Source organism: Micromonospora sp. WMMD1076 (assembly GCF_029581475.1).
GTDB classification, from domain to species: Bacteria; Actinomycetota; Actinomycetes; order Mycobacteriales; family Micromonosporaceae; genus Micromonospora; species Micromonospora aurantiaca.
This window is the reverse complement of record NZ_CP120862.1, coordinates 3821164-3843206: the sequence shown is the minus strand read 5'-3', so window position 1 is coordinate 3843206 and position 22043 is coordinate 3821164. Positions and strand designations below refer to the sequence as shown.

The 22043-nt window shown below is 75.0% G+C and carries 24 protein-coding genes and 1 pseudogene; 9 read left to right on the top strand and 16 right to left on the bottom strand.

Going from position 1 to position 22043, the window contains the following annotated elements; genetic code table 11:
- Positions 1-52 precede the first annotated feature (52 nt).
- Positions 53-2602: an ATP-dependent Clp protease ATP-binding subunit gene (locus O7622_RS18235; RefSeq protein ID WP_282309369.1), complete on the bottom strand. Its 2550-nt coding sequence runs from the start codon at positions 2600-2602 to the stop codon at positions 53-55.
- A gap of 112 nt (positions 2603-2714) precedes the next feature.
- Between O7622_RS18235 and O7622_RS18230 the strand changes: the two genes are divergently transcribed.
- From O7622_RS18230 to O7622_RS18210, 5 genes are all read left to right on the top strand, one after another.
- Positions 2715-3092 (top strand): hypothetical protein, encoded by a 378-nt coding sequence (locus O7622_RS18230; RefSeq protein WP_282309368.1) that lies wholly within the window; start codon positions 2715-2717, stop codon positions 3090-3092.
- 175 nt (positions 3093-3267) lie between these two features.
- Positions 3268-3528, top strand: a complete 261-nt coding sequence (locus tag O7622_RS18225) for a hypothetical protein (protein ID WP_013286060.1) — start codon at positions 3268-3270, stop codon at positions 3526-3528.
- Between the two features lie 8 nt (positions 3529-3536).
- Positions 3537-4415 (top strand): hypothetical protein, encoded by an 879-nt coding sequence (locus tag O7622_RS18220; protein ID WP_282309367.1) that lies wholly within the window; start codon positions 3537-3539, stop codon positions 4413-4415.
- Positions 4408-7080: an FtsK/SpoIIIE domain-containing protein gene (locus O7622_RS18215; RefSeq protein ID WP_282309366.1), complete on the top strand. Its 2673-nt coding sequence runs from the start codon at positions 4408-4410 to the stop codon at positions 7078-7080. The genes O7622_RS18220 and O7622_RS18215 overlap by 8 nt, the downstream gene beginning before the upstream one ends.
- Complete coding sequence (locus O7622_RS18210; protein ID WP_282309365.1) at positions 7077-7748, top strand: hypothetical protein; 672 nt, start codon at positions 7077-7079, stop codon at positions 7746-7748. The genes O7622_RS18215 and O7622_RS18210 overlap by 4 nt, the downstream gene beginning before the upstream one ends.
- 93 nt (positions 7749-7841) lie before the next feature.
- Here O7622_RS18210 and O7622_RS18205 read toward each other — a convergent pair whose 3' ends face one another.
- Both O7622_RS18205 and O7622_RS18200 read right to left on the bottom strand, forming a co-directional pair.
- On the bottom strand, positions 7842-9119 hold the full coding sequence (locus tag O7622_RS18205) for a cupin domain-containing protein (RefSeq protein ID WP_282309364.1): 1278 nt from the start codon (positions 9117-9119) through the stop codon (positions 7842-7844).
- Positions 9120-9122: 3 nt separating this feature from the next.
- Complete coding sequence (locus tag O7622_RS18200; RefSeq protein ID WP_262015574.1) at positions 9123-9425, bottom strand: hypothetical protein; 303 nt, start codon at positions 9423-9425, stop codon at positions 9123-9125.
- Between the two features lie 185 nt (positions 9426-9610).
- Between O7622_RS18200 and O7622_RS18195 the strand changes: the two genes are divergently transcribed.
- Both O7622_RS18195 and O7622_RS18190 read left to right on the top strand, forming a co-directional pair.
- Positions 9611-10354 (top strand): PIG-L deacetylase family protein, encoded by a 744-nt coding sequence (locus O7622_RS18195; RefSeq protein WP_282309363.1) that lies wholly within the window; start codon positions 9611-9613, stop codon positions 10352-10354.
- 9 nt (positions 10355-10363) lie between these two features.
- A complete protein-coding gene (locus tag O7622_RS18190; protein ID WP_282309362.1) occupies positions 10364-10660 on the top strand; it encodes a hypothetical protein in 297 nt (98 codons plus the stop codon).
- On the opposite strand, the gene O7622_RS18185 is transcribed toward O7622_RS18190, so the two are convergent.
- The 9 genes and pseudogenes from O7622_RS18185 to O7622_RS29255 form a co-directional block, all read right to left on the bottom strand.
- Positions 10645-11073, bottom strand: a complete 429-nt coding sequence (locus O7622_RS18185; protein ID WP_282309361.1) for a DUF2267 domain-containing protein — start codon at positions 11071-11073, stop codon at positions 10645-10647. The genes O7622_RS18190 and O7622_RS18185 overlap by 16 nt on opposite strands.
- A 282-nt stretch (positions 11074-11355) precedes the next feature.
- Positions 11356-12225: a DUF72 domain-containing protein gene (locus O7622_RS18180; protein WP_282309360.1), complete on the bottom strand. Its 870-nt coding sequence runs from the start codon at positions 12223-12225 to the stop codon at positions 11356-11358.
- 48 nt (positions 12226-12273) lie between these two features.
- Positions 12274-12672, bottom strand: a complete 399-nt coding sequence (locus O7622_RS18175) for a TraR/DksA C4-type zinc finger protein (RefSeq protein ID WP_013286049.1) — start codon at positions 12670-12672, stop codon at positions 12274-12276.
- A gap of 182 nt (positions 12673-12854) precedes the next feature.
- A complete protein-coding gene (locus O7622_RS18170; protein ID WP_282309359.1) occupies positions 12855-13484 on the bottom strand; it encodes a uridine kinase in 630 nt (209 codons plus the stop codon).
- A gap of 98 nt (positions 13485-13582) precedes the next feature.
- Positions 13583-14194: a winged helix-turn-helix domain-containing protein gene (locus tag O7622_RS18165; protein WP_282309358.1), complete on the bottom strand. Its 612-nt coding sequence runs from the start codon at positions 14192-14194 to the stop codon at positions 13583-13585.
- 291 nt (positions 14195-14485) lie between these two features.
- Complete coding sequence (locus O7622_RS18160; RefSeq protein WP_282309357.1) at positions 14486-15079, bottom strand: winged helix-turn-helix domain-containing protein; 594 nt, start codon at positions 15077-15079, stop codon at positions 14486-14488.
- Between the two features lie 52 nt (positions 15080-15131).
- Complete coding sequence (locus tag O7622_RS18155) at positions 15132-15623, bottom strand: rhodanese-like domain-containing protein (RefSeq protein ID WP_282309356.1); 492 nt, start codon at positions 15621-15623, stop codon at positions 15132-15134.
- Between the two features lie 38 nt (positions 15624-15661).
- Complete coding sequence (locus O7622_RS18150; protein WP_282309355.1) at positions 15662-16114, bottom strand: cysteine dioxygenase family protein; 453 nt, start codon at positions 16112-16114, stop codon at positions 15662-15664.
- A 105-nt stretch (positions 16115-16219) separates the two neighbouring features.
- Positions 16220-16499: pseudogene (locus O7622_RS29255) on the bottom strand (signal peptidase I).
- Positions 16500-16569: 70 nt separating this feature from the next.
- On the opposite strand from O7622_RS29255, the gene O7622_RS18140 reads away from it, so the two are divergent.
- Positions 16570-16962 carry an ankyrin repeat domain-containing protein gene (locus O7622_RS18140; protein WP_282309353.1) on the top strand — a complete coding sequence of 131 codons (393 nt, stop codon included), beginning with the start codon at positions 16570-16572 and terminating at the stop codon, positions 16960-16962.
- Between the two features lie 23 nt (positions 16963-16985).
- Positions 16986-17966 (top strand): DUF3500 domain-containing protein, encoded by a 981-nt coding sequence (locus tag O7622_RS18135; protein WP_282309352.1) that lies wholly within the window; start codon positions 16986-16988, stop codon positions 17964-17966.
- Here O7622_RS18135 and O7622_RS18130 read toward each other — a convergent pair.
- From O7622_RS18130 to secA2, 4 genes are all read right to left on the bottom strand, one after another.
- Positions 17944-18078, bottom strand: coding sequence for a hypothetical protein (locus O7622_RS18130; protein WP_282309351.1), 135 nt, complete (start codon positions 18076-18078; stop codon positions 17944-17946). The genes O7622_RS18135 and O7622_RS18130 overlap by 23 nt on opposite strands.
- Before the next feature lie 62 nt (positions 18079-18140).
- The gene (locus tag O7622_RS18125; protein ID WP_282309350.1) at positions 18141-18650 is read right to left on the bottom strand and encodes a DUF2231 domain-containing protein; all 510 of its coding nucleotides are present in this window, start codon (positions 18648-18650) and stop codon (positions 18141-18143) included.
- Positions 18651-18726: 76 nt separating this feature from the next.
- Positions 18727-19467, bottom strand: coding sequence for a GAF and ANTAR domain-containing protein (locus O7622_RS18120; protein ID WP_282309348.1), 741 nt, complete (start codon positions 19465-19467; stop codon positions 18727-18729).
- A 179-nt stretch (positions 19468-19646) separates the two neighbouring features.
- Positions 19647-21941: an accessory Sec system translocase SecA2 gene (secA2, locus tag O7622_RS18115; RefSeq protein ID WP_282309347.1), complete on the bottom strand. Its 2295-nt coding sequence runs from the start codon at positions 21939-21941 to the stop codon at positions 19647-19649.
- Between the last annotated feature and the right edge of the window lie 102 nt (positions 21942-22043).

The window sequence follows — 22043 nt, the reverse complement described above, 5'->3', positions numbered from 1 at the left end:
CGGTCCTTCGGTGACGGTCCGTCCCGGCCCGGCCGGGACGGACCCCGGCCGGTCATCGGGGATGGGACGTGGTGGCGGGCGTGTAGCCCCGCTCACCGGCGGCGACGTCGAAGACGAGCTGGTCGTCACGGGTGTCGACGGTGACCTTCTGCCCCGGTGAGACCTCGTTCCCCAGCAGCATCCGGGACAGCCGGTTGTCGACCTCGCGCTGGATCACCCGGCGCAGCGGGCGGGCGCCGAACTCCGGCTGGTAGCCGTGCTCGGCGAGCCAGTCGACGCCCGCCGTGCTGAAGTCGACCTGGATGTCCTGGGCGTGCATGCGGCGGCGGGTCTCCTCCAGCAGCAGCCCGGTGATCTGGCGGAGCTGCTCGGCCTCCAGCCGCTGGAAGATGATCACCTCGTCGATGCGGTTGAGGAACTCCGGGCGGAAGTTCTCCTGGAGCCGGCGCATCAGCCGCTCCCGCAGCTCGTCGCTCTCCTGCTCGCCGGGCGCGCCGGTGGCGAAGCCGACCGTGCGCTGGGTGCCGGTGATCAGCTCCGAGCCGAGGTTGCTGGTCATGATCAGGACGGTGTTCTTGAAGTTCACGGTGCGGCCCTGGCTGTCGGTGAGCCGGCCGTCGTCGAGCACCTGGAGCAGGATGTTGAACACGTCCGGGTGCGCCTTCTCGATCTCGTCGAGCAGCACCACCGCGTACGGGCGTCGGCGGACCGCCTCGGTGAGCTGACCGGCCTCCTCGTAGCCGACGTACCCGGGCGGGGCGCCGACCAGCCGGCTGACCGTGTGCCGTTCCTGGAACTCGCTCATGTCCACCCGGACCATCCGGTCCGCCTCGCCGAACAGCGCCTCGGCCAGCGCGCGGGCCAGCTCGGTCTTGCCGACGCCGGTCGGGCCGAGGAACAGGAAGCTGCCCATCGGCCGGTTCGGGTCGGCCAGCCCGGTGCGGGAGCGGCGTACCGCCTCGGCGACGGCGCTGACCGCGTCGTCCTGGCCGATCACCTTCTCGTGCAGGTGCCCCTCCAGGCGCAGCAGCCGGTCGCGCTCCTCCTCGGTGAGCTGGGTGACCGGGATGCCGGTGGCCCGGGAGACCACCTCGGCGATCTCCGTCGGCCCCACCTCGGGCACGTGGTTGGGAACCTCGTCGCCGCGGGCGCGGCGGACCTGGTCCTCCAGTTCGGCGAGCCGGTCGCGCAGCGCGGAGGCCCGCTCGTACTGCTCGTCGGAGACCGCCTGCTCCTTGTCCCGGCGTGTCTCGTCGAGCTGCTGTTCCAGCTCGCGCACGTCCTCGGCGGGGGTACGGGTGCGCAGCCGCACCCGGGCGCCGGCCTGGTCGATCAGGTCGATCGCCTTGTCCGGCAGGAACCGGTCGGTGACGTACCGGTCGGACAGCTCTCCGGCGGCGACCAGCGCCTCGTCGGTGAACCGGACCTGGTGGTGCGCCTCGTACCGGTCGCGCAGGCCGCGCAGGATCGAGATGGTGTCGTCGACTGTCGGCTCGGGCACCAGCACCGGCTGGAACCGGCGGGCCAGTGCGGCGTCCTTCTCGATGCTGCGCCGGTACTCGTCGAGCGTGGTCGCGCCGATCACCCGCAGCTCGCCGCGCGCCAGGGCGGGCTTGAGCATGTTCGACGCGTCCATTCCGCCCTCGCTGCCGGCGCCGCCCGCGCCGACGAGCGTGTGGATCTCGTCCAGGAAGATGATCAGCTCCTCGCGGTGGGCGCGGATCTCGTCGATCACCTTCTTCAGGCGCTCCTCGAAGTCACCCCGGTAGCGGGTGCCGGCGACCAGGCCGGCCAGGTCGAGCTGGATCACCCGCTTGCCGACCAGCGTCTGCGGCACGTCGCCGTCGCAGATCCGCTCGGCCAGGCCCTCCACGATCGCGGTCTTGCCGACACCGGCCTCACCGATCAGCACCGGGTTGTTCTTGGTCCGCCGGGACAGGATCTCCACCGCCTGCTCGATCTCGTCGGCCCGGCCGATCACCGGGTCGATCTGGTCCATCCGGGCCAGCTCGGTGAGGTCCTGGCCGTACTGGTCGAGCGTCGGGGTGCCCCGGTCCGGGCGCGGGGCGTTCGCCGTGCCGCGCTCGGCGCTGGCCGCCTGCAACGACTCGGGCTGGATCCGGCCGGCGGCGAGCATCCGGCCGGCCGGCGACTCGGGGTTCAGCGGCAACGCCATCAGGATGTGCTCGGGACCGATGTAGTTGGCGCCCATCGCGCGGGACAGCTGGTGCGCGTCGAGCAGCGCCCGCTTCGCGGCCGGGGTCAGCGACAGGTTCGGCGGCACCTCGCCGCGCGGTGCGCCCTCACCGCGCCCGCCCAGCGCGCCCAGCAGCGCGTCCGGGTCGGCGCCGGCCCGGCGGACCAGGTCACGCAACGGCTCGCGCTGCAACGCCGCCCACAGCAGATGGTCGGTGTCCAGGTCGTTGCTGTGCTTCTGGGCGGCGCGGCGGGCCGCGTCGGCGAGCATCTCCCGGGCGTCGGCGGTCATCAGGCGCGTGATGTCGACCCGGTGCGCCGGCCGGCGACCCCCCTCGCCCCGGCCGAAGTATCGGGCCAGGAACTCGTCCCAGGGGTCGTTGCCGAAGTCACCCGGTCCCATCATCTCGTCCTCCGCAGTCAGTCGGCACGACCGGCACCCGGCACGCGCGGCACGGTCGGCGGTGGCTACCCGGCGGTCGGCGCGACAAACGCGACCGGATGGCAGGCTGGGGGGCATGGAGAGCAGACCGCTGCTGATCGTGGACGGCGCGAACGTGGTGGGCTCGCGCCCGGACGGCTGGTGGCGGGACCGGGCCGGCGCGGCGGTCCGGCTGCGCGACGCGCTGGTGCCCGTCGGCGCGGCGGGCGTGCCGCCGGAACTGCCGCCACCGGTGCAGGTGGTGCTGGTGGTGGAGGGCGCGGCCCGGCACGTGGCGCCCGCGCCCGGCGTGGAGGTGGTCTCCGCGCCCGGCTCCGGCGACGACACGATGGTCGAGCTGGTCGCGGCCGCACCGGATCGGCGGCGGGTGGTGGTCACCGCCGACCGGGAGCTGCGCGAGCGGGTGACCGCGCTGGGGGCGGAGGTACGCGGCCCGCGCTGGCTGGTCCGTTAGGTCGCCCGGTCCCGTCAGCAGGACCGAGGAGTCCACCGACGGGACCAGCGACGGGGTCTTCGCGCACGTCAGGGCCGGAACCGGACACCGGGGTCGCAACGCCGCGAGGGTGGATGTTCGTCCACCCGCCGGGATGGGTTGTAATGGAGATCTCTTCCGCCCCCAGGAGGTCCCCGTGGCGAGCGTCGCCGAGCTGAAGGCCGCCATCGATGTCGCTCTCCAGCAGATCGGTGACGGCCAGACAGCGGTGCAGGCAGCCGGCGAGAAGCTGGCCGAGGCGCAGCAGACACTGGCCGGCGCGCTGGAGGGCAGCGGTCACGAGACGGTCGAGGCGGCCCAGGCCTCGCTGACACAGGCGGGCCAGGAACTGGAGGAGTGTCTGGCCGCGACACTGGTCGCGGTGGAACAGGCACAGCTCTACGTCGCGACGCTCTGAGGCCGGCCGTGTCCATCATCGAGGACATCGGCGCGCAGGTGCGCGCCGCCGCCGAGGAACTGCCGCTGGCGCAGCTCGCCGCCGCGCTGGAGAAGCTCGGCCAGGCGCAGGAGCGGCTGCGCTGGGTGCGCCAGGAGTCGTCCGACCCGATGGGGGTGCCGGAGCTGTCCTCGGCCACCGAGCACGCCGAGACCGCCGGCTACGCGCTGCGCGTGGCGCAGGAGCAGCTCACCGCGTACCTGGCCGCGATCGGGCTGGCGTCCGACGGCTCGCGCCCGGCCCCGCCGGGCGAGCGGCCGCCGAAGCACGACACGCCGCGCGGCGAGGAGCCGCCCGCGGCCGGCCCGGCCGCCGAGCCGGGCGAGCAGCCGGCGGTACGGCGCTGGTGGGCGGTGCGGGTGGCGGAGCTGACCGGCGGCCGGGAGGGCGCGCCGGACGAGCCGGACGAACGCGTCGAGGACTCCCACGAGCTGCTGCGCCGGGTGGTCGCCGGGATCCGCTCCGGTGACCGGGACCGGCTGCACCGCGAGCTGCGCCGGGCGCACGCCGACGTGGGGCTGGGGCTGGCCGCGATCACCCCGCCGCTGCTGCGCGAGCTGGCCGGTGAGCTGCTCGGCCATCCGCCCCGCGCGGACGACCTGCCCCGGCTGCGCGGCGCGCTGGACTCCCGGGTCCGCGACCTGCTGCCCGGGCTGCCGCGGCCGGTGCTGGACACGCTGCTGACCCGGGTGTGCCGGATGCCCCCACCGCGGCGCGACGACGACGCGGAGCAGCCGCACGCGGCCGACCCGGCGGTCACCGCTGGCGTGCTCACCGGTGTGCTGCTCGACCGGCTCGGCCGGGACCTGCCCAAGGACACCGACGATCGGGAGCCGTCCCGTGGCTGACATCCGCGCTCAACTGGTGACGCGGGTCCGGGGGATGCTCTCCGAGGCCCTGGGCGCCACCCGTACCCGGCTCACCGCCGCCGAGGCCGAGCTGGCGGCCGGGCGGGACCGGCTGGCCCGTACCCGCCGGGCCGCCGCCGCGGTGCCCGCCCGGGTGGGCGCGGCCCGCGACCGGCGCCTGGCCGAGATCGACGCCCGGCACACCGCCCGTCTCGCCGAACTGGCTCGGCGGGCCGCCGCCGCGGCGCAACGGGAGGCGCCGGGCGCGGCGTCCGCGCCATGGGACCGCTGGCAGGCCACGCCCGCCGGCCGGTCCGAGCCGCCCGGCGCGTCGCGCGTCGGCACGGTACGCCTCGACGGCGCCGAACCGGTCCCGGCGCTGGTCCCGCTCCTGGACGCCGGGCACGCGCACCTGGCCGGCGGCGACCGGGACGGGCTCGCCGCCGTGGTCCCCGCGCTGCTGCTGCGCTCGGTCGGGCGGGCCGACCCGGGCGCGGTGCGGCTGTACGGGTACGACCCGGAGCACCTGGGTGGCGGCCTGGCCGGATTCGCGCCGCTGGGTACGGCCGGGCTGCTCACGTTCGTCGGGCCGGGCGGGCTGGGCCGCCTGCTGGACGACCTGGTGGAGCAGATCCGCCGGATCAACGCCACGGTGCTCGCCGGTGAGTACGGCTCGCTGCGCGAGCTGGCCGCCGCCACCGGACGCCGGCCGGAGCCGTGGCGGGTGGCGGTGCTGCTCGGCGGCGACGAGCTGTCCCGGCACGAGCGCGGCCAGCTCGACCGGGTGGTGCGTACCGGGGCGGCCTGCGGCGTGCACCTGGTGGTCCGCGGCATCGAGCTGCCCGACGACCCGACTGTCACCCGGATCACCGTGGAGCGGGACGACGCCCGGGTGGCCGGACTGCCGGTGGTGCTCGACGCGCCGCCGCCGCCCGCCCTGGTCACCGAGACCTGCCGCGCCGTCGCCTCCCGGGTGGCCGCCGGCCCGCCGCCGACGCCGTTCACCGACCTGCTCCCGCCGCCGGACGAGTACTGGCGGGAGGACTCGGCGCACGGGCTCAGCGCCCCGATCGGCGAGGGTCCGCACGGGCGGCAGGTGCTGCTCACGCTCGGCGACTACCCGCCGCACGCGTTGATCGGCGGCCCGTCGGGCACCGGCAAGACGAACCTGATCTTCGCCTGGATCGGCGCGCTCGCCGCCCGCTACTCCCCCGCCGAGCTGGAGTTCTATCTGCTCGACTTCAAGGAGGGCGTGTCCTTCGCCCGGTTCGCGCAGGGCCGGCGCGACCCGAGCTGGCTGCCGCACATGCGGCTGGTCGGCATCAACGTCAACACCGACCGGGAGTTTGGCCTGGCGCTGCTGCGCTTCCTCGCCGAGGAGCTGCGCCGGCGCGCCGACGCCGCGAAGAAGCACGAGGTCACCAAGCTGGCCGAGCTGCGCGCGGTGGACCCGGACGGGCACTGGCCGCGCATCGTGGCGGTGGTCGACGAGTTCCAGGCGCTGCTCGCCGGCCGGGACGTGGTCGCCCGGGAGGCCGCCGACCTGCTGGAGGACCTGGCCCGGCGGGGCCGGTCGCAGGGCATCCACCTGGTGCTGGCCTCGCAGGACGTGCGCGGCATCGAGGCGCTGTGGGGGCGGCCCGCGCTGGTCGCCCAGTTCACCCTGCGGATCGCGCTGCCGAAGGCGCTGCGCATCCTGGCCGAGCGCAACGACGCGGCGCAGTCGCTGCCCCGCCACCACGCGGTGCTCAACGCCGAGTCGGGCCTGGCCGAGGGGAACGAGGTGGCCCGGATCCCGTCGGCGAGCGACTGGGAGACGTGGAGCGAGCTTCAGCACCGGCTGTGGCGGATGCGCCCGCAGGACGCCGCCCCGGCCCGGCTGTTCGACGGCGACGCGATCCCGAAGCTGGCCGACGCGCCGGACTTCCGCGCGCTGACCGCGCCGGAGCAGGGCGTGCCGCGCAGCCCGGTGGCGCTGCTCGGCGAGATCATCGACGTGCAGTCCCGCTCGGCGGCGCTGCGGCTGCCCCGCGCCCCGGGCCGCAACCTCGCAGTGCTCGGCACCCGCGTGGACGAGGCGTGCGCGGTGCTCGACGCCGCCGCCCGGTCGCTGGCCCGGCAGTACCGGCCCGGCACCGCCCGGTTCTCCATCGCCTGCCTGGACCCGGACGCCGACCCGGCGGCCCGCGCCCTGTACGAGGACCTGGAAGGCGACGCCTCCTGGTACGACGAGGAGACGGTGCCGGAGCTGATGGCCGAGGTGGGCGACGGGCTGGGCGCACCGGGTGCGGCGCGGACCCCGCACTTCCTGCTGCTGTACGCGGTGGACGCGGCGGCCGCGGCGCTCGCCGGCAAGGCCGGTACGCGCACCGGGCTGGAGCAGTTGCGCCGGATCCTGCACGACGGGCCGGAACGGCGTACGCACGTGCTGGCGTGGTGGCGCGGCGTGGCCCGGATGCGCGTCGACCTGGGCGGCGCGGGCGCGCGCACCGACCAGATCGGCGCCTGGGTGGCGCTGGACGTGCAGGGCGGTGAGCTGGGCTCCTCGCTCTACCCGGGCAGCGGCGGGCCGGACTGGTATCCCCGGCCGTGGCGCGGTCTCTACTTCGACCGGGCGGTGCACCGCACCGGACAGGTGATCATCCCTTATGGTCCGTCCCGATGAACGAACCGGTTGCCAGTGAGACGTACAGCGCGCAGATCCGCCGGCTCGCCGAGCTGACCGCCCGGGTGTCCGCCCAGCGGGCCGAGGCGCACACCTGGTACGCCCAACAGGTGGCCGTCGCCGATCGGGCGGTCGCCGAGGCCGCCGAGCAGGTGCGGCAGGCCGAGGCGGAGGTGGCGGAGGCGTCCCGGATGGTGGAGCGCGTCGACGGCGAGGTCACTCACCTGTGGACGCAGTTGCGGGCCCGGCTCGGGGTGGGCGCCCGGCGGCTCGGCGACCCGCCCGGCCCGGTGCGCGGCGCCGCCGGTGACCCGGTGCCGCTGCTACGGGCGGTCCGGGAACTGCTGGAACGCACCGGGGCACCGGGCGAGCTGCCCGGCTCGGTGAACCCGCTGCTGGTCGCGTGCGGGATCGGCGGGGCGCTGGTGGCGTACGCGCTGGGGGTGGGGGCGCGGGCGCTGGCCGCCGGCGCGAGCGGCGACCTGGCGGTGGGTCTACCGGTGCTGGCGCTGGTGGTCACGTTGCTCGGCCCGGTGATCGGGCTGGCGCCGGCCCGCCTGCTGGCCGACCGCCGCCACGCGGTGCTGACCCCCCGCCCGATGATCGTGGTGGCCGTCTCCGGCCTGGTGACGACGCTGCTCCTGCTGACCGTGACATACACCCGCTGACCACCGGCGATGGCTGGCCCCCGCCCGCGTCGATCATGGGGTTGGCGGCGCGACACGCCGTCGCGCCGCCGGTCAACCTCATGATCGTGCCCGTCAGGCGGGGGTCAGGACGGCCTCCTTCAGGAGGCGGCGGGTCAGGGTCAGGCGGTCGGCGTCGTCGTCCAGGCCGGGCAGGTCGCCGACCCTCGTGACCTCGCCGGTGAGCAGCGCCCGCAGCGCCGCCTCGCAGGTGCCGGGGAGCGTGAGCGTCCGGTCCGGCACGCGCAGCGTGACCCGTCCGCCGGCGGCCGGGGTGAGCTGCCAGCGCAGCCCGCCGCGCACCGCGACCTCGCTGTCCGCTGTGAGCCGGGCCAGCGCCTGCGCCTGGGCCAGCGGCCGGATCGGCGCCGGGCGGGCGGCCGGCCAGACCCGGGCGCGCAGCCGGCCGGCCACCGCCGCCGGGTCGGCCCGCAGCAGCCAGTCGCGCAGCGCCTCGACGGTCTCGGTCAGCTCCGGTTCGATCGCGTCCGGGTCGGCCAGGTCGAGACCGAACGGCAGGCTCGCACGAAGCCGCGCGTCCTCGGCGGCGAGCGCCAGCAGCTCCTCGACCACTGCGTACCGGGTCAGCGCCCGGATGCCCACTGTCAGGTGCAGCGAGCTGGACTCCTGCGCCTGGGCGCTGTGCAGCCAGCCACGCGGCAGGTAGAGCGCGTCGCCCGGTTCGAGCACCACGTCCAGCTCGGGGCGGCCCTCGGCGGTCGCGGACACCTCGTCGGCCCGGCCGCCCCAGGGCTGGCGCTCCAGCGGGTCGGCCAGCACCGGCGGGTGGATCCGCCAGTGCTTGCGCCCGTCCACCTGGAGCACGAACACGTCGTGCGTGTCGTAGTGGGTGGCGAAGCCCTGACTGCCGGCCGGGGTCAGGTAGGCGTTCACCTGCAACGGCTGGGCCAGCGCGCCGCCCAGGTCGCGGGCGAAGTCCACGAGCGCCGGCCAGGTGCGGTGCAGGCCCTGCAACACCAGCGTCGCGCCGTCGGCGTACAGCCCCAGCACCTTCTCGTCGAGGACCTGGTCGCCGATCTCGGCGCCCGCGCCACCCCCGCCGGTGAACCGCGCCGCCGGCACGAGCTGGCCGTCCTTGGCCACCCGCAGGAACGGGGTACGCAGACCGCGGCGGCTGAGCAGCTCGTCGGCGTCGGCGGGGCTGAGCAGGTCGGTGAAGCCGTCCGGGCCGGGCAGTTCGGCGGCGCGGGACAGCAGCGGGCTGCGCCCCCAGTGGTCGGCGGCGAACTTGGCCGGCTCCACCGCCACGCACCGGGCCAGCGCCTCGGTCGCGGAGAACGGAACCGCCGGGCGGCCGTGGCCACCCGGCGGGTCGACGTGCGTGGTGCTCATGTGTCAGGCGCTGCCGTCGGCGCCGCCGTCGTGCTGGCCGGGGGTCGCGCCGCCGTCGGCCGGACCCTCGGCGCTGCCGTCCGCGCCGCCGTCGTGCTGACCCGGAGTCGCGCCGCCGTCAGCGGGGCCCTCGGCGCTGCCGTCCGCGCCGCCGTCGTGCTGACCCGGAGTCGCGCCGCCGTCGGCCGGACCCTCCGCGCCGCCGTCCGCGCCGCCGTCGTGCTGACCCGGGGTGGCACCGCCGTCGGCCGGGCCCTCCAGGCCGCTGCCGCCGCTGCTCTGGATGTCGTCGTCGTTCAATGCCATGGGTGCTCCCTCGGTGTGCCGCCCCGCGTGGTGCCGGGGTCCGTGTGCAGCGGGTGGTACCCCACGCCCGATCTTCTCTAACCACACCGTAGACGCCCGGACGCCGTCGTACGGACGGTTCGCGGGGCAAGCGGCCGGGACGGGTGGATGCCAGGATGGCGGGAGGACGACGCGAGGAGACGCACGTGACGCAGCCGGAGCCGCTCACCCCGCTGACCGAGGACTGGCAGCGGGCGCTCGCAGTGGTGGCCCACCCCGACGACCTGGAGTTCGGCGCCGCCGCCGCGGTGGCGCGCTGGACCGGGCAGGGCAAGGAGGTCGTCTACTGCCTGCTCACCAGTGGCGAGGCGGGCATCGACGGGATGTCGCCGGAGCGCGCCCGGGTGGTGCGCGAGGAGGAGCAGCGGGCCTCCGCCGCGGTGGTCGGGGTGTCGGAGGTCGAGGTCCTCGGCCTGCCCGACGGGCTGCTGGAGTACGGCGTGCCGCTGCGCCGGGCCATCGCCGCCGTGGTGCGCCGGCACCGGCCGGACGTGGTGCTGACGAACAACTTCCGGGAGACGTGGGACGGGGCGTACGCGCTGAACCAGGCCGACCACATCGCCTGCGGCCGGGCCACGCTGGACGCGGTCCGCGACGCCGGCAACCGGTGGATCTTCCCCGAGCAGCTCACCGACGGCACGCAGCCGTGGTCGCGGGTGCGTGAGGTGTGGGCGGCCGGGTCGCCGGTGGCCCGGCACGGGGTGGACGTGACCGGCACGTTCGACCGGGGCGTGGCGTCGCTGCGGGCGCACGGGGCGTACCTGAGCGGGCTCGGCGACGGCGGCTTCGACGCCGAGGAGTTCCTGGAGGGCATGGCCCGGCCGGCGGGCAGCCGGCTCGGCGCGCGGTTCGGTGCCACGTTCGAGGTCTTCCAGATCAACCTCCAGTAGGGCGCGGCGATGTTCCTGGTCGGCACGTCGGGCCGGCAGTACCGGGGCGGTTCCACCCGGCCGTGGCCCCGGTACGGGCGGGCCGCGCCGGCCGGCTGGGTGCGCCGGCTCGCCGAGGCGTTCGGCGACGGCGTGCCGGTGTACGTCTACGTCAACGACGACCCCGGCGGCGCGGCGATCGTCGACGCGGTCGCGGTCGCCGGGCCGGCCGGGCGGGCCGGGCTGCCGGTGTCGCGGACGCCGGCGGTCCGCCCCGCCGAGGGGGCGGGACGGGCCGGTCCGGTGCCGGATCAGGGAATCATCTGACGCAGGTCACCCGGCATGGTGGCCTTCACGTCCTCCCACTCGCCCTGGGTGACGTGCCGGCGCAGCGTGTCCAGCACGACCTGCACCACCCGCTGCGCGCCGCCCTCGACGTCGTACGGGAAGCCCTGGCGCACCTCGTACAGGAAGTCGTCGCGGTTGAGCTTGATCGGCACGTTCTCCGGCTGCCAGCCGTCGAAGTAGACCCCGCGCACCAGCACCGGCAACTGCTGGGCGAACTCGGCGCTCTCCTGCACCGGGAGCCGGTCCCGCAGCAGGTGCAGCACGGTACGCAGCGCCGCGTAGGACTGGTTGCGCCGCTCCTTCGGCCAGCCGTACGCGGACTCGATCTCCTTGAGGATCACGTTCGTCTTGTCCAGCGAGGACTCGAACGCGGACAACAGCTGCTCGGCCATCGGGCTCACCCCCGTGCTTCGGTCTCCCAGCGTCGGTCGTCGGCGCGGCGCGGCGGACCGCTGGGGCCCCGCCACAGCCGGGTCGGACTGAACCGGCCGGGCCGTTCGCCCCGCCGTGGCGCCTCGGAGCTGCCGACCACGTGCAGTACGCCACCGCGGCGCCGATCCGCCACCACCCGTACCGTCATGACCCACCTCCTCGTCGCGGCGCCCGAGCCGGCGCCCGCATTCCATGCTGCGGCGGGGCGGGTGAGCGGGCCTCACCCGTACCGGGTGAGCCGCTCAGGAGTCCAGCAGGCCGGCGAGCGTGGTGGCGTTGCGCTGCGCGTAGTCCTGGTAGCAGTTGTTCATCAGCACGTGCGTCTGCTCGGCCTGGCCGGCCAGCTCGCGCAGCTTCGGCGCCCAGTCGCGCAGTTCCCGCTTGGAGTAGTCGTAGCCGAACTTCTCGTGGATGTCCTTGCTCGTCCACTTGTCGCTGTGCCCGTGGAACCGGACCACGGCGAGGTCCGCGGTGGCCGCCAGCACCGGCGGGATGGACGACTTGTGTCCCTGCGGCATGTCCACGCAGACGAACGGCAGCTCGTGCTCGCGCAGGAAACCGAGCGTCTCCTCGGCGTTGTCGCCGTCGAACCAGGAGGCGTGCCGGAACTCGAAGACCGGGCGCAGCGGCGCGCACCGCCGCTCCACCTCCAGCAGGTATTCCTTGTTGGCCCGCTTGATGGTGAACCAGGGCGGGAACTGGAACAGCAGAGCGCCCAGCTTGCCGGCCTCGACGAGCGGGTCGAGGGCGGACAGGAACCGGGTCCAGACCTCCTCGTACGCCTGCGCGGGCAGGTTGTCCGGGTAGACGTTGCGCTTGTCCGTCTCCGGGCGCAGGTCCTTGTAGAGCGCGGAGACGCGGGTGGGGTGGCCGGTCAGCAGGCTGAACGCCTTGACGTTGAACGTGAACCCGGCCGGGGTGCGTTCGGCCCACAGCCGGGCGGTCCGCTCGGCCGGTGGGGAGTAGTAGGTGGCGTCCACCTCGACCAGCGGGAACTGCCGGGCGTAGTAGGACAGCCGCTTCTCCGGTGTGTCGGCGCTCACCGGGTACCAGCCGGAGTCGAGCAGGGTCCGGTCGGTCCACGAGGCGGTGCCCACCTTGATCTCATCCATGGGGACAGTCCACCGCGTCGGAGGACCGACCGGCAACCGGAACGGCGTTCAGGCCGCCCGCCGCTCCCGGGTCTGCTTGCAGGCCACGCAGGAGGTGGCGGACGGGAAGATCTCCAGCCGCTCCACCGGGATGGGCGCGGTGCAGCCCTCGCAGAAGCCGTAGGTGCCCTCGTCCAGGCGGGTCAGCGCATGCTCGAACTGCGCCCGCCGGTCCAGGATGGTGCGCAGCAGCGACTGCGCGGTGTCCCGCTCGGCGGTCTTGGTGCCGCTGTCGGCCTGGTCGTCGCCGGCGGTGTCGCCGACCTCCACCAGCCGCAGCACCTGGCTCTGCGCCACGGTCTGCTCGTACTCGGCGGTCAGCTCGTCGTACCGCGACCGCAGGGACTGCCGGATCTGGTCGACCTCCGCCTGGGAGCGGCCCGTGGCTGTCGTGTCGTGGACGAGCATCGCTGCCTGCCTTTCCTGCGCCCTCGTACCGGACCGGGGCGGCCGGCGCCCCGGATCCGGTCCGACTGTGGATGCGCGGGCGACGAGATCACCCGTGCTCTGTGAGCCGGGCGATTACCCCCGCCCTCGGCCGGTCAAACCGGCTGTTTCCTGAGTGTTTCCGGTGAGTCCGCAGCCGCTGGTCAGGCGGCCTCGACAAGCGCCGGACGGCGCGGGTCGTCGGCCCGGACCACCACGTCGGCGAAGGACGCGGGGTCGACCTCGCCGGCGTAGCGGGCGAACGCGGGCAGGGTCCACCGCAGCGCCGGGTCGGTGCGCCGCGCAAGCGCCGCCGGGGAGAGCACGAGGTGGACTGTGACGTCGAACGGCAGCGCGCCGCCAAGCAGCAACGCGCCGCTGACCAGGACCACCCCGCCGGGCGGCAGATCCACGTACGCGGCGCGGCTGGCCCGGTCGGCGCCGGCGTCCCACAGCGACGGCAGCAGCCGGCCGGAGCCGGCCGGGCCGGCCGGGTCGAGCACCTCGCGGCGCAGTCCCGGTTCGTCGAGCCAGCCCTCGTAGTACGCGTCGGGGTCGGTGCGGCCGTGCTCCAGGCGCACCGAGGCGGGCCGGAGGAAGTCGTCGGCGCGGACGTGCAGCACCGGACGGCCGGCGGCGCGCAGCGGTGCGACCAGCGCTTCGGCGAGCGTGTCCGGCCCGGCGGCGGGCGGGCCGTCCACGGCGACCCGCAGCCGGCCGGGCGTCCCGGTGCGGGCGAGACGCTCGGCCAGCTCGGTGACGAGCCGGTCGGGGCTGATCGGGCGCACGCGCATCGGACCATCGTGCCGCGCGGGCGGGCGGGTCACCACATGATCGGTTCGGGCGGTCGGGGCTCCGTCCGGCGGCGATCGTCGGTGGTGGTCCCGGGTGGTCAGCCGGTGCGGTCGATGGTGACGCGGGCGTCGTCGGCGAGCCGGTAGCCGACGCCGTAGACGGTGGTGACGAGCGGGACGTCCACACCGACCTTGCCGCGCAGCCGGCGCACGTGCACGTCGACGGTGCGGACGCCGGCGTGCTCGTAGCCCCAGACCGCGTTGAGCAGTTGCAGCCGGGTGAACACCCGGCGCGGGTGGGCGACCAGGTGCAGCAGCAGGTCGAACTCCAGGCGGGTCAGCGGCAGCGGCTCACCGTCGCGCAGCACGGACCGGGACGACGCGAGGATGTGCAGGGTCGGGATGGTCGGGGCGAGCGGGCGGGCCGGAGCGCGGCCGGCCGGGACGGTGTCGGGCCGGCGCTCGGCCGGGACGGTACCAGCGCTGACCACCGCGTCGCCGCGTTCGAGCATCTCGCGGGCGGCGTCGAGCAGCCGGCGGGCGGCCGGGGTGAGCGACTCCTCGCAGGCCAGGGGGATGTTGAGGGTGACGGTGAGCATGGGCGCGGCGGCGGTGTTGGCGGGACGACGCTGGCCGCCGGGGGGACGACCGGGGACCGCGGGTTGGGACGTATGCCATCCGGCGCGCGACGAGGCGGGGCTGACCGACATGGTCCTCCTTGGGCTGGTCCGGGTATCTCCCCACGGCCCGGGACGCCGCTTCATCGATGCTTCCCGGCGTCTCTGCGAGGGTCAAGGGGCGGCCGCGTTGCATGAATGTGACATTTGACGAACACATCGCAGCCGTGCGCTCGCTCTGCGTGCGAGGCCCGTTGATTACAGCAGAGCACCGATTCGAGATGGTACGGGGGGTCTCCCCCGGGGTTCACAATGGCGGATCAGCCGCAGACGTGAACGCGGCGCACCCCCGAGACCGGGTGCGCCGCGTGCCGGTCGGCCGGGTCAGGCGTCGCGGTCCACGACGATCTCGGCGTCGTCGGCGAGGCGGTAGCCCACGCCGTACACGGTGGTCACCAGCGGCGTGTCCGGCCCGAACTTGGCCCGCAGCCGGCGCACGTGCACGTCGACGGTGCGCGCCACGGCGTGCTCGTAGCCCCAGACGTTCGCGAGAAGTTGCAGACGGGTGAACACGCGGCGGGGATGTTCGGCCAGGAACAGCAGCAGGTCGTACTCGATGCGGGTCAGTGGGATCTCGGCGCCGCCGCGGCGGACGCGCCGGGTGCCGGTGAGGATGCGCACGCCGCCGGGGGCGGGCGCCGCGGGGGCGGGCGCGTCGCCGCGGCGCAGGTCGAGCACGGTACGGGCGGCCGGGCGGCCGTCCGGTCCGGTCGGTCCTTCGCCGAAGGCGGCATGCCCTTCGCCGGTGGCGGCGAGTTCGTCGAGCAGGTCGACCAGGCGCGCGAGGCCCGGCGTCAGCGGCCCGGTACCCAGGTCGAGCGTGATGGTGAGCGTCGGTGCGGTACGCGGCCGGGGCGGCACGGCCCGGTCGGGGCGGCCCGATCGGGCCGGACGGGTGGTGAGGGCGACGACGGACATGGGAGCCTCCTGTGCGGGCGGTCGCCCCGCCCCGCCGGATGTGGCGGGGCGGTCAGCGGAGCGCCCCGCCGGCGGTGACCGGGGGCGCGGCGGACGAGGATCGGGTCGGCGGGGTGGGACCGAGGGTGGGCAGGCCGGCGATCTGCCAGGCGGCGAAGCCGCCGACGACGTCGGTGGCCCGGTGCAGGCCGATGTCCTGGAGCGCGGCGGCGGCCAGCGACGAGGTGTAGCCCTCCTGGCAGAGCACGATCACCGGGACGTCGTATCCGGACGCCTGCGGCAGCCGTGCCGCGCAGCGCGGGTCGAAGCGCCACTCCAGCACGTTGCGCTCGACCACGAGCGAGCCGGGTACGGTGCCCTGCGCGGCGCGCTGGGCGGCCGGGCGGATGTCCACCAGCAGCGCGCCGCCCCGGCATGCCAGGTGGGCCTGCTCCGGGTCGAGGCGGCGGAGGCGGGCCCGGGCGGCGGCGAGGATCTCGTCGATGCCCCGCGAGCCGGGCGGCGGGACCGGACAGCGCTCGGTGCGGGTGGGGGTCTGCGCCATCGTGGCGTCCTTCCGTTCGTCGGGGTTGCGGGTGCGGCTCACCAGGCCACGCCGGCTCGGGCCACCTCGGCGACCCGGAGCCGGCCGGCGACGAGGTGGTAGCGGGTCATCCGGGTCAGCGCCGGCCGGTACACGTGCACGCTGACGGCGGGCTCGTCCCCGCGGTTGGTGACCTGGTGCACGTGCCGGACGCCGAAACGCCGGCCGGCTCCGGCGGCGAGCCGGTGCGGGCGCAGCCGTCCGCCGCTCACCGTCTCCTCGGTGAGCGCGCCGGCCACGACCAGGAACGCGCCTGCGGATCCGCCGTGGTCGTGCAGGTCGGTGGCCTGTCCGGGCAGCCAGCTCAGCGCCCACACCTCGTGCGCGTCGTCGGCGTCCAGCCGGGCGTACCAGCGTTGCGGCGCCTCGAACCGCAACGGCACCGGCCAGCCGTCCGGGTTCGCCCAGCGGGCGGCGACGGCGAGGAGGTCGAGCGGTGCGGCGCTGGTCATCGGCGGTGCGTCCTCACGGTGCGGAGCGGATGTACCCACACAGCTTAGACGGTAAAGCCTATCGGTTTAGTAGGTAATACCAGATGTTGGGACGCCGGGTGCGGCTCAGCGGAGCACCGGCGGGCCCACCCCGTACCCCGGCACCGAGGGCCAGCGGACGGTGAGCACCGTGGACTCCCGCTCGGCGTACCAGGAGTGGTCCACGCCCCGCCCCCACACCACGTAGTCACCGGGACCGGGTCTCCCCCGCCGGGTGCACGCCCCACTTCACCTCGACGTCGGTGCTGTGCCGCACGTCCCCGGCCGGCTTGAAGTGGCCCAGCAACCAGCCCGCGTCGGTCGCGCCGTCCATTGCCGCGTTGCCCACGTACACCCGATCGTCCATGCGCGCGCCTCCCGTGCCCGGCTGCGCAAGCTACCAGGCGCGTCCGGCCGCGACGCCATAGCCTGGGCGGATGCCCGACGAACTCGACGACGAGACCGTCGCCTTCGCCCACCGGATGTTCGACCTGGCCCGGGCCGGTGCCACCGAGGATCTGGCGGCCAACGTGGACGCCGGGCTGCCGGTCAACCTCACCAACGCCAAGGGCGACACGCTGCTGATCCTCGCCGCGTACCACGCCCACCCGGACACGGTGGCCGCGCTGCTGGCCCGGGGCGCCGACCCGGCCCGGGTCAACGACAGGGGGCAGACAGCGCTCGCCGCGGCCGTGTTCCGCCGTCAGGAGGCAGCGGTCCGCACGCTGCTCGACGCCGGCGCCGACCCGGACCACGGCGGCCCGTCCGCGGTCGAGACCGCGCGGTTCTTCGAACTGCCCGACATGCTGGCGCTGCTCGGCCGCGCGTGAGCGGCGGGCGGTATACAGGGACGGTGGAGGATCCCGTACCCGAGCAGATGCGCACGGCCGCCGCGGCGTTCCTGGCCGCGCTGGACGAGCCGGCCCGCGACGCCGCCCGGCACGCCTTCGACGACGAGCCGGCCCGGCGGTGGCTGGAGTACCGGCCGCGGCCCCGGCCCGGCGTCGCGCTCGCCGGCCTGGACGTCGACGCCCGCAAGGCCGCGCACCGGCTGCTCGCCACCGCGCTCAGCCCGGCAGCGTACGCGCAGGCCATGACCGTGATGGCCCTGGAGGAGGTGCTGGACCGGGCCGAGGACTGGCGGCGCGGCCGGCACAGCGGCGACTACTGGGTGGCGGTCTTCGGCGACCCGGCCCGCGACGACGACTGGGCGTGGCGGTTCGAGGGCCACCACCTGTCGGTGAGCATGACAGTCGCCGACGACCGCGTCTCCCCCGCGCCGGTCTTCCTGGGCGCCAACCCGGCCACGGTCCGGCACGCCGGGCGCCCGGTCTCCCGGCCCCTGGGCCCCGAGGAGGACCTGGCCCGCGAGCTGCTCGACGCGCTCGGACCGGCCGGCCGGTCCGCCGCGATCATCGCCGAGGAGGCACCAGCCGACATCATCAGCGCCACCCGGGCCACCGCGCCGGGCCGGCTCGACCCGCCCGGCGTACCCCGGGGGCGGCTGCGACCGACCGGCCGGGCGCTGCTCGACCGGCTGGTCGCGCTCTACCTGGACCGGCTGCCGCCGGAACTGGCGGCCCGGGAGGCCGACCGGCTCGACGGCGGCGAGCTGCACTTCGCCTGGGCCGGGCCGGTCGAGCCGGGCCGGCGGCACTACTACCGGGTGCAGGGCGAGGACCTGCTGATCGAGTACGACAACACCACCGACGACGGCAACCACGCGCACACCGTGCTGCGCCGCCCCGCCGGTGACTTCGGCGCCGACGTGCTGGCCGCGCACCACGCCGCGGCGCACCGGCCCGGCCCGCTCAGCCCCGGCGCGCCTCGATGAGGAAACGGCGGGCGTACGCGACGGACCGCCCCTCGGCGCGGATCCGCTCGTCCAGGCGCCGCAGCTCGTCGGTGTAGCGGCCGACTGTGAAGCCGGGCACCGTCCAGACCACCTTGCGCAGGAACCGGGCCGCCTCTCCCCGGCGACGGCCGCGGCGACGGATCTCGACCCGGGTCAGAACGGGCGCGGGCGGGCGATCTCGACTGTGGACCCGGCGGGCACGTCGCCGAACGTCTCGAAGCCGGTCGGCTCGCCGGCCCGGACCCGGTCGAACTGCTGCATCAGCCGCGCGCCCAGGGCAACGCCGACCGCGCCGACGGCGAGCGCGACGAGTTCGGCGGCGAGCAGGGCGCCGTTCGCGCCCCGCTGCGGGGCGTTCGCCCGGATCAGGCAGGAGAGCAGGAACAGCGCCGCCATCACGGCGTTCACGAGGTTGAACGTCAGGACGGTCCGGCTGGTACGCCCGGCGCGGACGTCCCACAGGTCGACCAGACCCGCGACGGTGGTGAGGCCGGCGGCGACGAGCGCGGCCACAGCGGTCCAGTAGCCCACCTCACCCAGGAACGCCGGACCGCCCGCCACGTCGGCCAGGTCGAAGACCGCGGCGCAGACGAACAGGCCGAACGGGAACGTGACAAGCATCGGTTGGATGGGATGCCCCTGCACCCGCAGCCGGCTCTGCATCGCTTCCTCCCCAGGTCGGCGCAGCTCACCAGTCCAGAGTGCTACCCGAGGCGCCGCGAGGCGAAACGACTGTCGCTCAGTTGTCCCGGGGCCGGGAGACGGTCAGCACGAGCCGCTCGGCCACCTCGCGCAGCGGGATGTCCAGCGAGGACGCGGCGCTGCGCAGCACCCGCAGCGCCTCCGGGGCGGGACAGCCGCGCTGCGTCATGATCACGCCGACGGCCTGCCCGACCACGCCCTCGGCCAGCAGCGAGTCGTCGATCTCACCGGCCCGGGAGGTGGCCCGCTCGCGGTCGCGCGCGGCGGCCAGCAGCAGCCCGGCGTGCTCGGCGAGCAGCATCGCGGTGAGCTGGTGCCGGGGGGTGAGCGCGCCGGGCGCCTCCGTGTACAGGTTGATCGCGCCGATGACCTGCTCGTCCACGTCGACCGGCGCGGAGATCACCCCGTGGACGCCGAGCACGCGGGCCCGCTCGCTCCAGGCCGGCCAGCGCGTCTCGTCGGACAGCCCGCCCGCGATGATCATCTCCCGGCGGTGGATCGCCGTCATCGCCGGCGTGTCCGGGCCGTGCCGCAGGTCGTCCAGCTCGGCCCGGTCCGGGTCGGAGGCGGCCACCCCGGCGGGCTCACCGGCGCGCAGCGCGGTGAAGCCGCAGCAGTCCACGCCCGGCACGGCGTCGCGGGCGATCCGGACCAGGCGGTCGAGCGCCTCGTCGAACCCGGCCACGCCGATCAGGCCGGCGGTCAGCTCGCGCAGCAGCGCGGCCGTCTCCAGCACACCAAGGTTGTCGATCATGGGTTGGCGCGTGTCGAGGTTCACCGGGCCGGGGCCTCCACCGTTCCCGCGTACGTCCACGCGGTCTCCCCGTCCGGCACCGTTGCCTGTCCCATGTCCGTCCCTCCTGTGGCCGGGCCCCGGCCTACTACCCTCGCAGACCGCGGGCGAAACCGCGCAAAAAGGCCCCTCCCGGTCGCACCGGAAGGGGCCTTCGGTGCGGGTCAGCGCGACCCGGAGATGAGCCGCCGGCCCACCGAGGCGATCAGCCGGTCCAGCTCCGAGCCGAACGGGTTGTCGTGCACCAGGTACGTCCAGGTGGCGCTCGGCCGCACCAGCTTCGCCGAGTCCGGCTCCCAGCCCTCGTCGAACTCGGTCTCCTCGAACGTGGCCACGGTCCGCGTCTCGATCTCGGGCACCAGCGCGTTGAACGCCGGCACCGCGCTCCGGTGGAACTCGTCGAGCGGGTCGAGCCGGCCCAGCGCCCGCAGGTGCACGCCCTCGCGCACCTCGGACAGCTCGGCCAGGTGGTCGGCCCAGAGCCGGTCCAGGTGGTAGAGGGCGATCTTGCGGGCCACGTCGGCGAGCAGGTCCTCGTCCATCTCGCCGGCCTTCTCCGGCACCCGCTCCAGCAGCATCAGCGCGGCGATGTCGCTGGTCAGCAGCCGCTCCCGGCGCTCGGCGAGCGCCTTGCGCTGCTGCTCGATCACCTGGCTGTAGCGCCACGTGTTGCGGTGGATCTCGTGGTTGACGCCCTCGGCGACGCGCTGGGCGTGCTCGACCGCGTAGTCGACCTGCGGGTCGGTGACCAGGCCGTCGGCGTTCATCCGGGGCGAGGCCGGCACGGTGTCTCCGGCGTGCCGGACCACCAGGTCGTCCTCCAGGCTGACGAAGAACACCGACCCGCCCGGGTCGCCCTGCCGGCCGGCCCGGCCGCGGAGCTGGTCGTCGACCCGGCGGCTGTCGTGCCGGCCGCTGCCGATCACGTACAGGCCGCCCAGCTCCGCCACCCGGTCCCGGTCGGCCTGGTCGCTGCCGCCCAGCCGGATGTCCACGCCCCGGCCGGCCATCTGGGTGGAGACCGTCACCGCGCCGTACGCACCGGCCTCCGCGATGATGCCGGCCTCCTCGTCGTCGTTCTTGGCGTTGAGCACCACGCAGGAGACGCCGGCGGCGTTGAGCGCGGCGGCCAGCCCTTCGGACTCCTTGACGTCGAGCGTGCCGACCAGCACCGGCCGCCCCGCCTCGTGACAGCGCGTGATCTCGTCGACCAGCGCCTCCTCCTTCTCGGCGAGGGTGGCGTAGATCCGGTCCGGCTCGTCCTCGCGGACGCAGGGGGTGTTCGGCGGGATCACCGCGACCTCGAGGCCGAAGAACTCGCGGAGCTGGTCGCCGACGAGCACCGCGGTCGCCGTCATGCCGCAGACAGTCGGGTAGAGCGCGATGTACGCCTGCACGGTGATCGTGCCCAGCACCTCGCCCTCGGCGGTGGCGTCCAGGCCCTCCTTCGCCTCGACCGCGGCCTGGAGCCCGTCCGGCCAGCGGCGGCGCTGCGCGACCCGGCCGCGCATCTCGTCGATCAGCTCGACCGAGTCGTCCCGGACGATGTAGTCCACGTCCCGGTGCAGCAGGGCGTGCGCGTGCAGCGCCACGTTCACCGCGGAGAGCTGCCCGACGTGCTCCTCGTCGTACAGGTCGATGCCGCCGAGCTTGGCCTCGACTGTGGCCAGGCCGACCGAGGTGAAGGCGACGCTGCGGCCGTCCTCGGCGATCGTGTAGTGCTTGCCCTTGCGCAGCCCGCGCACGAGCGCGGCCGCGGCGTGCACCGGGTCCTGCTCGCCGCCGACCGCGCCGGCCAGCACCATCGGCACCCGGGCCTCGTCGATCAGGATCGAGTCGGCCTCGTCCACGATCGCGGTCTTCAACGGCGGCTGCACCCGGTCGGCCAGGTCGGTGACGAGCTGGTCGCGCAGGAAGTCGAAGCCGGCCTCGCTGACCGACACGTAGGTGACGTCGCAGCCGTACGCGGCGCGCCGCTCCTCGGGCGTGGACGCCTCGTTGACCCAGCCGACGGTCAGCCCGAGCAGGTCGTAGACGGGCGTCATCCACTCGGCGTCGCGGCGGGCCAGGTAGTCGTTGACGGTGAGCACGTGCACCGGGCCGTTGCCCAGCCGGACGTGCCCGTACGCGGCGACAGTCGCGGTGAGCGTCTTGCCCTCACCGGTGGCCATCTCGGCGACCTTGCCGGACAGCAGCGCCATCGCGCCGAGCAGCTGCACGTCGTAGGGGCGCTGGTCGAGCCCGCGCCGGGCCGCCTCGCGGCCGATCGCGCAGATCTCCTCGTACCCCGTGGCCCGGCCGGCGGCCTCGGTCAGCTCGGCGTCGGAGAGCTGCTCCAGGTCCGCCTCGCGCGCCTCGATCGCCGGCAGCAGCTTCTCCAGCGGCGCCAGGTCGACAGTCGTCCCCGGGCGCTGGAGGAACCGGCGGAACCTGGTCTTCAACCGTTGCGACACACCCATGAGCGGCAACGGTACGCGAACCGGAGCCGATTGTGACCCCCGGCCGCCGCGCGCCGGGTTCCGCCCTTCGCGTCCGCTTCGGTCGATCATGAGGTCGGCGGC

Coding starts and splice junctions, on each gene's coding strand:
- O7622_RS18235 (WP_282309369.1), bottom strand. CDS start 2,602: ATGATGGGACCGGGTGACTTCGGCAACGACCCCTGGGACGAGTTCCTG.
- O7622_RS18230 (WP_282309368.1), top strand. CDS start 2,715: ATGGAGAGCAGACCGCTGCTGATCGTGGACGGCGCGAACGTGGTGGGC.
- O7622_RS18210 (WP_282309365.1), top strand. CDS start 7,077: ATGAACGAACCGGTTGCCAGTGAGACGTACAGCGCGCAGATCCGCCGG.
- O7622_RS18205 (WP_282309364.1), bottom strand. CDS start 9,119: ATGAGCACCACGCACGTCGACCCGCCGGGTGGCCACGGCCGCCCGGCG.
- O7622_RS18200 (WP_262015574.1), bottom strand. CDS start 9,425: ATGGCATTGAACGACGACGACATCCAGAGCAGCGGCGGCAGCGGCCTG.
- O7622_RS18190 (WP_282309362.1), top strand. CDS start 10,364: ATGTTCCTGGTCGGCACGTCGGGCCGGCAGTACCGGGGCGGTTCCACC.
- O7622_RS18185 (WP_282309361.1), bottom strand. CDS start 11,073: ATGGCCGAGCAGCTGTTGTCCGCGTTCGAGTCCTCGCTGGACAAGACG.
- O7622_RS18180 (WP_282309360.1), bottom strand. CDS start 12,225: ATGGATGAGATCAAGGTGGGCACCGCCTCGTGGACCGACCGGACCCTG.
- O7622_RS18175 (WP_013286049.1), bottom strand. CDS start 12,672: ATGCTCGTCCACGACACGACAGCCACGGGCCGCTCCCAGGCGGAGGTC.
- O7622_RS18170 (WP_282309359.1), bottom strand. CDS start 13,484: ATGCGCGTGCGCCCGATCAGCCCCGACCGGCTCGTCACCGAGCTGGCC.
- O7622_RS18165 (WP_282309358.1), bottom strand. CDS start 14,194: ATGTCGGTCAGCCCCGCCTCGTCGCGCGCCGGATGGCATACGTCCCAA.
- O7622_RS18160 (WP_282309357.1), bottom strand. CDS start 15,079: ATGTCCGTCGTCGCCCTCACCACCCGTCCGGCCCGATCGGGCCGCCCC.
- O7622_RS18155 (WP_282309356.1), bottom strand. CDS start 15,623: ATGGCGCAGACCCCCACCCGCACCGAGCGCTGTCCGGTCCCGCCGCCC.
- O7622_RS18150 (WP_282309355.1), bottom strand. CDS start 16,114: ATGACCAGCGCCGCACCGCTCGACCTCCTCGCCGTCGCCGCCCGCTGG.
- O7622_RS18140 (WP_282309353.1), top strand. CDS start 16,570: ATGCCCGACGAACTCGACGACGAGACCGTCGCCTTCGCCCACCGGATG.
- O7622_RS18125 (WP_282309350.1), bottom strand. CDS start 18,650: ATGCAGAGCCGGCTGCGGGTGCAGGGGCATCCCATCCAACCGATGCTT.
- secA2 (WP_282309347.1), bottom strand. CDS start 21,941: ATGGGTGTGTCGCAACGGTTGAAGACCAGGTTCCGCCGGTTCCTCCAG.